Source organism: Georgenia sunbinii (assembly GCF_036421875.1).
GTDB classification, from domain to species: domain Bacteria; phylum Actinomycetota; class Actinomycetes; order Actinomycetales; family Actinomycetaceae; genus Georgenia_B; species Georgenia_B sunbinii.
In genome coordinates this window covers 1-11,240 of the sequence record NZ_JAZGOL010000014.1, presented here as the reverse complement: position 1 = coordinate 11,240, position 11,240 = coordinate 1, and the positions used below count along the sequence as shown (strand labels likewise).

Genomic DNA, 11,240 nt, shown 5'->3' with positions numbered 1-11,240 from the left:
GCCGTACCGGAAGGTCCAGTCAGCATCCCCACCACGAGGCGCGTTGGACACGTGGAACACGTTCCCACGACGCAACGCGATCGAGTCGGTCCCATCACCATCCCAGTCACCAACGAACACCTCATCGGCGATCCGCCCGTACTTGAAGAAGTGATGCGTCGTCCCACGCCAGTTATCACTCAGGTGGAACTCCGCCGCACTCGACGGCGGCTGGGGAACCTCCCCACCACCCTCAGTCGAGAACTCGTGCGACCACTCAGCGGTGGCACCCTCGGCGAGCTCGAAGCCGCCGCGGGCGTGGGCCGTGACGGTCACCGTGCCGGCACCCGGGTGAGTCCCTGCAGGAACGACGTCCTCACCGATGCGGTACACCACACCCAGCGTCGAGGGAACGGTGAACGTGTCGTCCTCGGTACCAGGCTCATCGGTGAACGTCACCTCAGCGGTCTCGACCACGACCGGCTCGAACTCCGTCGCCTCACCAGCCGGCTGGCCGGTCAGGTACTCGAAGCCCTCAGCCGCGAATGCCTCACCCTCTTGAGACATGTCGTACTCCAGCACGAAGTACGCAATCTCAGCGTGCTCGGCCGCCGCAGCAAGGATCTCCTGCAACGGCACCTCGCCCTCACCAAGCTTGACGAAGGTCGGATTCCCCTCACCAGCCACGTTCGTGGCGTCCTTGATGTGCAGCAGCTCGATCCGGTCGCCGTGCTCCTCGATGAGAGCCGGCACATCGACACCAGCGTGCGCGGCCCAGGCAACGTCCAGCTCGAAGGTCACCAGCTCCGGGTCGGTCTTAGCGACGAGGATCTCCCAGACCGACTGCTCCTCACCCTCGTACTCGAACGTGGTGGTGAACTCCGAGTCGTGGTTGTGGCCGAAGAACTTACCGATACCGGCATCCACCGACCGCTGACCAAGACGGTCCATCGCGTCAGCGGTGGCCAGCGTCTCCTCCAGCGAGTCGAAACCAGGATCCGCGAACCCACCAGAGCCCACGTACTCCTGGCCCAGCGTGTCCACGTACTCCAAGGTCTCGTCGAACCTGTCCTCGTTGGTGTTGTAGTGCGAGGACGGGACACTCAGGCCCAACGAATCGGTCAGCGCCCGGAAGCTCTCGGCGTCATAGCCCGAGAACGTCCCACCAAACGGCTCGATGTTCTCCAGCCCGATCGACGCCAGCCGGTTGAGCACTGCCGGCAGACCGTCCGCACCGACCCACGGGATCAGCGAGAACATCTGCAACGACACCTGCTCCGCCGGAACCGTGATCAGCTCCGGCTCCTCGAGGTCGGCGAGGTCCGCGACCCGAACGTTCCGGTACTGGACCACCTCGCCGGCTCCGTGGTTCTGGAGGCCGATGTGTCCGCTGCTCAGGTCGCGAGCGGGGTCGGTGCTGATGAAGTCGTTGACGAGCGCACCGTTGAGGTAGATCTTGATGTTGTCGCCGTCGACGACGATCTCGTACGCGTTCCACTCGCCCACCGGGTTGAGGGCGGCGTCACGCGCCTCCTCGTCGGCACCCTGGAAGGTGTAGATCGCGCCGGTGGTGCGGTCGGGCTCGTCCGAGGCATCGATCTGGATCTCGTAACCCTGGTCCACCGCGATCCACGGGTCGTTGCCCGGGTCCGGGAACCCGACGAACACGCCGCCGTTGTCGTCCTTGGTCAGCTTCCAGTCGAGCTTGAGGCTGTACTCCCCACCGAGCTCGTCCGGGTGCCACAGCAGGCCCATGCCGCCCTCGGTGCGCAGCGTGCAGTCGTCGTAGCGGCCGAAGGAGCCGTCCCCGGCAAGGCTCCAGTCCTCGAAGCTGCTCAGCGTGCCGTCGAACAGCGGGGTGTAGCCCGCCTCGACGTCGGCCGGGGTGCAGATGTCCGTGTGACCGATGGAGAGGACGTCGAGGTTGACGTTTCCGTCGTCGCCCTCGTCCTGACGCAGCGAGATGGTGTTGGCCCCCGCGTCGAGCTCGATGTCGCGGGTGTCGGTGCCCCACGTCTTCCAGGTATCGGTGCTCGGCAGCTCCCATGGGCCGACCTTCTCGCCGTTGACGTACAGGGACAGCGACTTGGTGCCCTCGAACGGGTTGGGGCCGTTCGCGTACCGCAGGTGCACCGGGTGGGTGCCGGCCTCGTCGACCGTCACGGCGAAGCGCACCTCGGCGCCCGTGTTCTGGATCGCGTCGGCGAAACCGCTGCCGGAGTAGCCGCTGTGCTCGGTGTCGACACCGGCGCCGCCCAGGAGCGTGGCTTCCTCGGCCTCGTAGTAGCCGCGGTCCGGCGGAGCGACGTAGCCGGGCAGCGAGTTGAGCGTGTACCACGCCTCGGTGTTCCACAGCTCGTCACCGGCGGCCGAGTCGAAGGGCCGCGGGGTGTGGAGGTGGACGACGTGCCCGGGCTTGAGCCCGTCGATGGCCAGCGTCACCGTGGTGGCGTCCGAAGAGACGTCGGCGTCGGTGACGCTGAGCACCTCTTCACCGATCTTGGGGCCGCCGTAGGAAGCAGTCGGCACGTAGCGCCACTGCGTGACCTGGAAGGCGTCGGCGATGTTCGCCACGGCCTCCTCGGAGATCGGCTGGGTGTACTCGACCTCGAAACCGCCCTCGATGACCCGGACCTCGGCCATGTCGAAGGTGTCCGTGCCGACCGTGACGAGCTTCTGCAGGCCGTAGCGGAGCTTGCCCGCCTCGCCCCAGTTGCCGCCCTCACCGATGCCACCGACGTAGATGTCTCCGTTGGGGCCGACGACCGTACGGTTGACGCCGGCCTCGAGGCCCGCGCTGTGCCGGAAGACAGCACCCTGGTACTCGCCGTCGACCTCCTCGAGGAAGGCCCGCTGCACGCCGCCGTAGGTCACGTCACCGAAGAGCATGTGCCCGGCGAAGGGACCCTCGGTCAGCTGGACCGGGGCGCTCGGGGAGTTACCGATCTCGTTCTGGGGGACCCAGACGGCCGGCTGGCTCACCGGCTCCGCGTCGAACGGGCCAGGAGGGTTGTTGTAGTGGTTGAAGAACCGGCCTTCCTTGATGTGCACCAGCTTGGAGCTGGGCAGCCAGGCGCCCTGGTTGTCCATGACGAACAGGTCGTCACCGTCGGTGCCGCCCCACCCGATACCGTTCGGGGTGCGCAGACCGCCGGCGACGTACTCGACGTCACCGCTCTCCCGGTCCACCCGGAGCGAGGTACCGCGGTTCTCACCGGGCTGCGGGTCGGTCGACGCGCCACCGTTGTCGATGGCGACCGACAGGCTGAGGTAGAAGTAGTCCTCGTCGTGGACGAGGCCGAAGGCGAACTCGTGGAAGTTGCCACCGGTAGGCCAGTTGGCGAACTTCCCGGTCGGGTTGCCCTCGTCGTCCTCGCCGTACTCCGCGGAGCGCACGTAGTTCGGCGCGTCCGGGTTCTCTGGGTCCTCCTCGGGGACGAGCTCGGTGAGCCCGTCACGCTCCGAGACGAAGATCGAGTCACCGATGACGTCGACACCCATCGGGTTGAGCAGGCCCTCGTGGACCAGGCGGTAGGTGACGTCCTCGGGGCCATCGGCCTCGTCGGCGCCGTCGAGGATGTAGACCTGACCGGTGTACGGGTCAGGCTCCCAGCCTCCGGAGCTCACGTCGCCGGCGGTGACGACGACGAGGTCGCCGTCCTCGGTGAAGTCGAGCGCCGAGACGGCCGGCTCGAAGCCCTCGGGCCGCAGGTCGACGAGCTCGTAGTTCGGGTTGACGCCCTCAAGACGCAGGCCGTCGCCGGGGGTGTCGAAGTCACCCTCGCAGAACTTGTTGCCGGGCGCGGTCACCCGCACGACGCCGGCCTCGGTGCTGAGGGCGGACGTCGGGACGACCTCGAAGTCGGACTCGCCCGGCTGCTTCCACTCCAGCGTCAGACGCTGGTCGTTAGTACCCTCGAAGTGCTCGATCCGCAGGTCGTGGACGCCCTCGGTGAGTCCGACGGTCCCCGTCACGGACGTGGAGTCCTGCGGGCCGTCGTTCTCGATGACCAGGTCGTCGTTGAGGTAGAACAACGCACCGTCGTCGTTGGTCATCCGGAACTCGTAGTTGCCGTCGGCGGGAACCGTGAGGTTCGCCAGGGCGTGGGTGATGAACTGGTCAGAGAGCCCGAAGTCCTCGTCGGACGCCCAGTCGATGGTCGGCATCAGCTTGTCGACGTTGGGCGTCGTGCCCTCGCGCAGCGTGCACACCGCCCCCGGGTCCTGCGCGAGCTGGTAGGTCCGCAACGTCACCCCGGGCTCCTGCTGGGGCAGATCGGCGGCTGCGGCCGGCACTGCCCACGAGGCAGCAAGCGCGGCGCTGAGGCCTGCAACGAGGACTGCTCGTCCCCGGCGGCGCGGTGCGGGCGCTGGCAGGCCCGTACGCGCCTTGGCATGTCTGAACATGTAATGCTCCTTGGTCGTCATCAACCCGGTTCGGCGTCACCCACGGCGCCACCATCAGCGCCCGTCGGCGACATCATTTCCCCCCGCCTGCATGCTAACCCTTACACGTACAGGCGAGCAAAAGTAGGGGCGGCACCTCCCTCGTTAGGGAGACGACACGCCCGAAGTGCCGGTGGTGAGCGTGGGCCGGTCGGTCGGCAAGCCGTGCAGCTGGAGCTCGATCGGCGTCATCTGGCCGATACCCGGCATGTCGACAGTCGGCTGCGGCGCGAAGCTGAACAGCGGCGCGTTGGGTCCGGCGGCCACCTGGTCACTGGTGGCGGGGTCCATCACCACGGTGCCCGGCAGTGCCACGTCGACGAGGCGCGACGCCAGGTTGACCACCGGGCCGAACACATCCCCGGAGCGGGAGATCACCCGGCCCCACACCAGCGATCCGCGCACCGGCAGCAGCTCGGGCCGCGAGTGGATGACGCGGACGAGCTCGACCGCCACCATCGCCGCGGTGGGCAGGTCGTCAGCGACCCACAGCACGGCGTCGCCGATCGTCTTGACCACCCGGGCACCGTGCGAGGTGATGACGTCTCGGGCCGCGAACTCGAATCCCTGGACCAGCTCGGCGAGCGCCTGCGAACCGAGCGAGGCCGAGCTCGACGTGAACGAGACCATGTCGATGTAGCCCAGCGCTCGTAGCAGCGGCAGGTTGTCGCGCCCGGACTCCTCGACGGTGCGGTGGGCGATCTCGGAGTCGATCCGACGGCTGAGGGCCGCGAGCTGGCGGCGCCACGCGTAGACCAGGCTGGCGTCGAGCCGGTCGGCGAGGTCGGCGAGCCGGTCGAGGACGACGACGCGCGCCGCGGTGTCATCGAGCGTGTACCTGCGGGCTGCGTCCTCGACCAGCGCCTCGACCTGCCACAGTGCCAGCCGGTCGGCGAGATAACCCTGCGCGCGCAGTAGCGAGTTCATGGTGCTCTGAGCGACGTGCCCCTCCGCGACGAACGTCGAGGCATCGCGCAGCGCCTCGACGTCGCGCGGGGTGAAGTGGACGGCGTCCTCCGCGATGTCCGGGAACCCCATTCCTCGCCAGAACCGTCGGGCGGTACCGAGACTCACGTCTGCCTCGGCAGCGAGCTGGGCCATGGTCAGGGTGGGACGGCCCCCGATGAGATCGGCCTCCCGGGCGGCCGCGGTGTCGGGTGCGCTCCGCGCGCCGTCAGCCTCACTCGTCGGCGGGCCGGGGCGGTCGTCGGTGGGGTCGGCGGCGCGACCGTCCGCGGAGCTGTGTGCCGCTGTTGTGATGACCCTCACCTCTTCTCGACTACTCTGCCACCGCGGAAAGGTTATCCCGCCCGGCGTCCAGAATCACGGGTTGCGCAGCTGGCTGACGTCCCCGGCGACCACCGGCACGCGCGCACCGCCGGCGGTGACGACCACGAGCCGGCCCTCGTCGTCGATGTCCTCGGCGGTCCCGCTGAGCAGGCCGCCGCCCGGCTGCGCGACCTGCACCCGATCCCCGAGCGTCACGCAGACGTCGCGGACCGCGTCGCGCAGACCGCTGCCCGCGACGTCGCCGCCCGCGCCCTCCCAAGTCGTGAGGATCTCCTCGAGCTCGTGCCCGACCGCTCTGAGCAGCTCGAGGGGCGACGGCGCGTGGCCGGGTGCCCCGATCCCTGCCCGCTCGAGGGACGTCGCCCATGGCACCGGCAGGTCAGCTTCCCGCTGACGCAGGTTGACCCCGAGCCCGACGACGACGGCGGCCCGGCTGGCGCGTGGGGCTCGGGCCGCATCAGGAGTCGCCGGGGTCGAGACGGTCCCCGGGACGACCTCCGCGAGAATCCCGGCGACCTTCCGCTGCCGCCCCCACCCGTCGACCGCGGTGTCTGCGCCGTCGACGAGGACGTCGTTGGGCCACTTGAGACCGAGACGGGACGCCTCGTCCGGCGCGAGCGCCCGCAGCGCGCGAATCGCAGCCAGCCCGGTGAGGAGGGTGAGCCACCCGAGCCGCTCGGTCGCGACGAGCGGCCGCAGCACGATGGAGGCGGTGAGCGCGGTGCCGGCCGGCGTGTGCCACTGCCGCCCGGTACGGCCGCGCCCCGCCGTCTGGTGATCGGCGATCAGCGCAGACAGGTGCGGCCACGCCGCGGGATCCGCCACCACGGACTCGCGCAGGACGGTGTTGGTCGAGGCGACCTGAGGCAGCCGCAGGAGCCGGGAGAAGGGGGCATCGTTCACCGCACCAGCCAACCACGCAGGCGCTCCCGGGACGGCCGGTTGTGCGCTTCCCACAACCCAGCCGTCGCGAATCGCCCGGCAGCAGCCACGAGGAGGTGATCAGCCACAACTAGGCTGACGGGCGTGACTACCCACGACACCGGCCCGGGCCCCGTCCCGCCCACGACCGCCGACAAGCTCACCGACCTCGCAGCCCGTGAGGCGGCGCTCGCCGAGGCCGAGGTGGCCGCGCAGGACAGGCAGCATCCTCGTGGCAAGAAGACTGCCCGGGAGCGGATCACCGAGCTGCTCGACGACGGCAGCTTCGTCGAGCTGGACGCGTTGGCCACGCACCGCTCGGTCAACTTCGGGCTGGACAAGCGCAAGCTGCCCGGTGACGGCGTCGTCGTCGGCTACGGCACGGTCGACGGCCGGCAGGTGTGCATCTACGCCCAGGACTTCTCCGTGTTCGGCGGCAGCCTCGGCGAGGTCCACGGCCAGAAGATCACCAAGGTGATGGACCTGGCGCTGCGCACCGGGGTGCCGATCATCGGGATCTCCGACGGTGGCGGTGCCCGGATCCAGGAGGGCGTGGCGGCCCTGACGCAGTTCGCGGAGATCTTCCGTCGCAACGTCGCGGCGTCCGGCGTCATCCCGCAGATCTCCCTCATCCTGGGCCCGAGCGCGGGGGGTGCGGTGTACTCTCCCGCGCTCACCGACTTCATCGTCATGGCGGACAAGACGTCCAACATGTTCATCACCGGGCCCGACGTCATCAAGTCAGTCACCGGTGAGGAGGTGGGGTTCGAGGAGCTGGGTGGCGCGGCCACCCACAACGAACGCTCCGGCGTGGCTCACTACCTGGCCGAGGACGAGGACGACGCCCTGGAGTACGTGCGGGCGCTGCTGGCGTTCCTGCCGTCGAACAATCTCACCGAGCCGCCGTCGTGGCCCGACGTCGAGGAGCCGCTCGAGGTCATCGACCACGACTACGACCTCGACACCGTCATCCCGGACTCCGACAACCAGCCCTACGACATGCGCGGCATCATCGAGCACATCGTCGACGACGGTGAGCTGCTCGACGTCCAGCAGCTCTACGCGCCCAACATCATCACCGCCTTCGGCCATGTCGAGGGCCGTCCGGTGGGGATCGTGGCGAACCAGCCGCTGCAGATGGCCGGCACGCTCGACATCAACGCCGCCGAGAAGGCCGCGCGCTTCGTGCGCACCTGCGACGCCTTCAACATCCCGGTGCTCACCTTCGTCGACGTCCCGGGCTTCCTGCCGGGCACCGACCAGGAGTGGAACGGGATCATCCGCCGCGGCGCGAAGCTCATCTACGCCTACGCCGAGGCCACCGTGCCGCTGGTCACGGTCATCACTCGCAAGGCGTACGGCGGCGCCTACATCGTCATGGGCTCCAAGCAGCTCGGTGCGGACATCAACCTTGCCTGGCCGACCGCACAGATCGCGGTGATGGGCTCGGGGGGCGCGGTCAACATCCTGCAGCGCGGTGCGCTGAAGAAGGTCGCCGACGAGGGCGGGGACGTCGAGGCGGAGCGTGCTCGCCTGGTGGCCGAGTACGACGACGCCATCGTCAACCCCTGGGACGCGGCCGCCCGCGGCTACGTCGACGCCGTCATCGAGCCGTCCCAGACCCGGGTCCAGGTCGCCCGTGCGCTCCGGGCGTTGCGCACCAAGCGGGCCTCGCTGCCGGCCAAGAAGCACGGGAACATCCCGCTGTGAACGACATCGACGACGCCGGGCAGTTCGAGGGAGACGTCACCGCTGCGATGGTCCGGGTCGTGCGTGGCGTGCCCGACGACATCGAGCTGGCCGCGCTCGTCGCCGGCATCGCTGCGTCTCACGCCGCTGCCACTGAGTCGCCGACGGAGGCGCCGCTGGTGACGCCGTGGAACGACCACGGTCGCCGGCTGGGCCACCATCGCCCCGGGCCGTCGACGTGGCGGTGGTCGCTGCATCCTTGATCGCCGGGGGCCGGGGCTGGTACCACCGCGACGGGCAAGTGTGGTGAGATCCTCATATCGGCAGCTGCTCAATGATGACGAGTCGCGTCCTTGCCATCATCTCCAGGAAGAGAGGGCTTGCAGCGTGGACAGCACCATCGCCGCCATGACGTATGTGCGGACGCCCGCCACGCTCCAGGTCTTCCGCGTTGCGGTCGCCGGCGACTGGCAGTCTGCCCTTCACGTGCTGGACGAGCACTGGGCCGAGATCTGGTACGCCGTCGATCCCACGGACCTGCGTCGGCTCCTCGCCCAGGCGCCCACGCACCTGCTCTCCACGCTGAAGAACGCGAACTTCCTCGCCCGTGCCACCGGGCATGGCCCCGTGGAGGACCTCCTCGCGCCGCAGCAGCCGCCCCGCCGACCCACAGATCTCAACGCCACCGCGCAGTACATCGGCGATCTGCGGCTTCGCGGGCTCCCCGCCGCTGCGATGGAGCAGGTGCGACGGATCGGCGACCATGTCCGCGCCGGTCGTGGCCAGCTCGTCGATGCCACGGGCGGGACGACGGCCCTCTGGTCCGTCCAGGTCGGCATCACCGCGCTGCTCGCCGGTGACGTCGCGACCGCCCGAGGGATGCTGCTGGAGGCCACGACGTCGCACCGGCCGGACAAGTTCCCGTTCATCGTGCGCGAGGCGACGGCGAAGCTGGCACTGACCCACGCCGTTGCGGGCAACATCGTCGAAGCCATCACGTGGAGCGACCGCGCCCGAGCCACCCCCCGGACCGAGAGCTGGGTGGAGGGGCTCATCAACGACACGATCTGGCTGACCGACTACCTGTGCGCAGTCGACACCCTCGACCCTCGCGCGGAAGCCATGCGGTTGGCCAAGCCCTCTCCGCTGGAGCACCTGGAGTTCTGGGCGGTCGCCCTGCAGGCTCAGGTACGCCACCTCACTCTCACCCGCCGCGCCCCGCAAGCACACGCGCTGTGCATGGCGGTCGCCGCGGCGGGGCTGCCTCGGCCCGGCGCAGACGGCACTTTCGCCACGGCGCTCAGCGACGCCGAGCTGTCCATCATCGACGGCAGCGGGTACCACGCCGCCCGGGAGCCGGACGTACTGACCAGCGCGCAGGCGGTACTCACCGAGGGCCTGCGACTGTTCGTCACCGGCCAGTTCCAGGCCGTGCTCGAGCTGGCTGGCAAAGGCCTGCCCCCGACGCACGATGACCGGACCACGCTGGCGCTGCGCCTCCTCGAGGCCCAGTCGCTGACCGCACTCGGGCACCCCATCAACGGACGCCAGCTCCTCCTGAAGACTCTGCAGAAGGCTCTCGACTGCCAGGTCCTCAGCTCGTTGCGATACCTCACCGCGGCGACCCTGACCTCCATCCGCGGCACCGATGCCGGCACCATGGCCGCTGACCTCGTCGACCGGCACGCGGTCCCCACCCTCGAGCTCGAGCCGGTGCTGGAGTCGTCACTGACCGAGGCCGAGGTCGAGGTCATGCGGCTGCTCCAGCAGGGGCGCTCCCGAGCGGAGATCGCCGAGGAGCTCCATCTGTCCATCAACACCGTCAAGACGCAGCTCCGCTCGGCCTACCGCAAGCTGAACGTCACGAGCCGCGGCGATGCCAACGTGAGGTTCGCCCGCCTCGGACTCTGACGGCGTGACGTCGCCGGTGTCGTGGTACGACGAAGCCCCGGGAAGGGTGGGGGGCACTCTTCCCGGGGCGGTCCTTGAGCGTCAGGCGGTGTGTCGCCGTCGGCTGATCATCGTCGCGCCGAGTCCGACGAGCAGCGCCATCGCGGCGGCAGCCAGCAGGCCACCGACCTCAGCACCGCTCGAGGGGAGCTGATCCTCCGGCTCTGTGGGCGTCGGTGCCGGCGTCGTCGGCTGCTCCGGCGTCGTCGGCTCCTCCGGCGATACCGATCCCTCCGGCACCACGAACCCGAAGTCGAGCGTCGGGTCGCGGTCGCCGTCCCGGGTGAGGCCGATGGAGCTGGCCGTCCAGGTCGACGAGTCGCCCTCGCGGTCGCCCTGCTCGGCGATCGTCGGGAGGTACGGGGCCAGCGGCTCGGCGGAGGCCTCGCGGTCGATCGACACCGTGTACGACTCACCGTCCTCGAGGACCGGGAGGTTCTCGAAGGTGTACTCGCCGTTCTCGTCGGTCACGGTCGCCTCGACCAGGTTGCCGAACACGTCAGTCACCGGCTCACCGTCCGGACCGGTCAGCACCAGGGTCACGCCCGGGATGCCCGGCTCGCCCTCGTCCTGGATCCCGTCACGGTCGGAGTCGACCCACACGTAGTCACCAACCGAGACCTTCGGCAGCACGAACCCGAAGTCGAGCGTCNGTCAGCACCAGGGTCACGCCCGGGATGCCCGGCTCGCCCTCGTCCTGGATCCCGTCACGGTCGGAGTCGACCCACACGTAGTCACCAACCGAGACCTTCGGCAGCACGAACCCGAAGTCGAGCGTCGGGTCGCGGTCACCGTCGGTGCCCAGCGGCAAGACCGACTCAGCCGACCACGTCGAAGAGTCGAGCGACTCGTCGTCGCCTTCGCCCTCGAGCGTCGGGATGTACGGGGCCAGCGGCTCAGCCGACAGCTCACGGTCGATCGAGACCGTGTAGGACTCGCCGTCCTCGAGGACCGGAAGGTTCTCG

8 protein-coding genes are annotated in these 11,240 nt (G+C 69.3%); 3 read left to right on the top strand and 5 right to left on the bottom strand.

Features of this window, described 5'->3' with window-relative positions:
* From V2J52_RS16865 to V2J52_RS16855, 3 genes are all read right to left on the bottom strand, one after another.
* Positions 1-4,386, bottom strand: a 4,386-nt coding sequence (locus V2J52_RS16865; RefSeq protein ID WP_331228908.1) for a 3-keto-alpha-glucoside-1,2-lyase-like domain-containing protein, incomplete at its 3' end; no start/stop codon positions are given.
* Positions 4,387-4,530: 144 nt separating this feature from the next.
* Entirely contained in the window at positions 4,531-5,694 is a 1,164-nt protein-coding gene (locus V2J52_RS16860; RefSeq protein WP_331228907.1) for an adenylate/guanylate cyclase domain-containing protein, read from the bottom strand.
* Positions 5,695-5,748: 54 nt separating this feature from the next.
* Complete coding sequence (locus V2J52_RS16855) at positions 5,749-6,618, bottom strand: biotin--[acetyl-CoA-carboxylase] ligase (protein ID WP_331228906.1); 870 nt, start codon at positions 6,616-6,618, stop codon at positions 5,749-5,751.
* A gap of 114 nt (positions 6,619-6,732) precedes the next feature.
* Between V2J52_RS16855 and V2J52_RS16850 the strand changes: the two genes are divergently transcribed.
* The 3 genes from V2J52_RS16850 (at position 6,733) to V2J52_RS16840 (ending at position 10,236) form a co-directional block, all read left to right on the top strand.
* Positions 6,733-8,346 carry an acyl-CoA carboxylase subunit beta gene (locus V2J52_RS16850; RefSeq protein ID WP_434056446.1) on the top strand — a complete coding sequence of 538 codons (1,614 nt, stop codon included), beginning with the start codon at positions 6,733-6,735 and terminating at the stop codon, positions 8,344-8,346.
* On the top strand, positions 8,343-8,588 hold the full coding sequence (locus V2J52_RS16845) for an acyl-CoA carboxylase subunit epsilon (protein WP_331228904.1): 246 nt from the start codon (positions 8,343-8,345) through the stop codon (positions 8,586-8,588). The genes V2J52_RS16850 and V2J52_RS16845 overlap by 4 nt, the downstream gene beginning before the upstream one ends.
* 124 nt (positions 8,589-8,712) lie before the next feature.
* Positions 8,713-10,236, top strand: a complete 1,524-nt coding sequence (locus V2J52_RS16840; protein WP_331228903.1) for a helix-turn-helix transcriptional regulator — start codon at positions 8,713-8,715, stop codon at positions 10,234-10,236.
* A gap of 81 nt (positions 10,237-10,317) precedes the next feature.
* Here the strand turns inward: V2J52_RS16840 and V2J52_RS16835 are convergent, their stop codons facing one another.
* Positions 10,318-10,908 (bottom strand): SdrD B-like domain-containing protein, encoded by a 591-nt coding sequence (locus tag V2J52_RS16835; RefSeq protein ID WP_331228902.1) that lies wholly within the window; start codon positions 10,906-10,908, stop codon positions 10,318-10,320.
* Positions 10,883-11,005, bottom strand: a complete 123-nt coding sequence (locus tag V2J52_RS17110; RefSeq protein WP_434056445.1) for an SdrD B-like domain-containing protein — start codon at positions 11,003-11,005, stop codon at positions 10,883-10,885. The genes V2J52_RS16835 and V2J52_RS17110 overlap by 26 nt, the downstream gene beginning before the upstream one ends.
* Between the last annotated feature and the right edge of the window lie 235 nt (positions 11,006-11,240).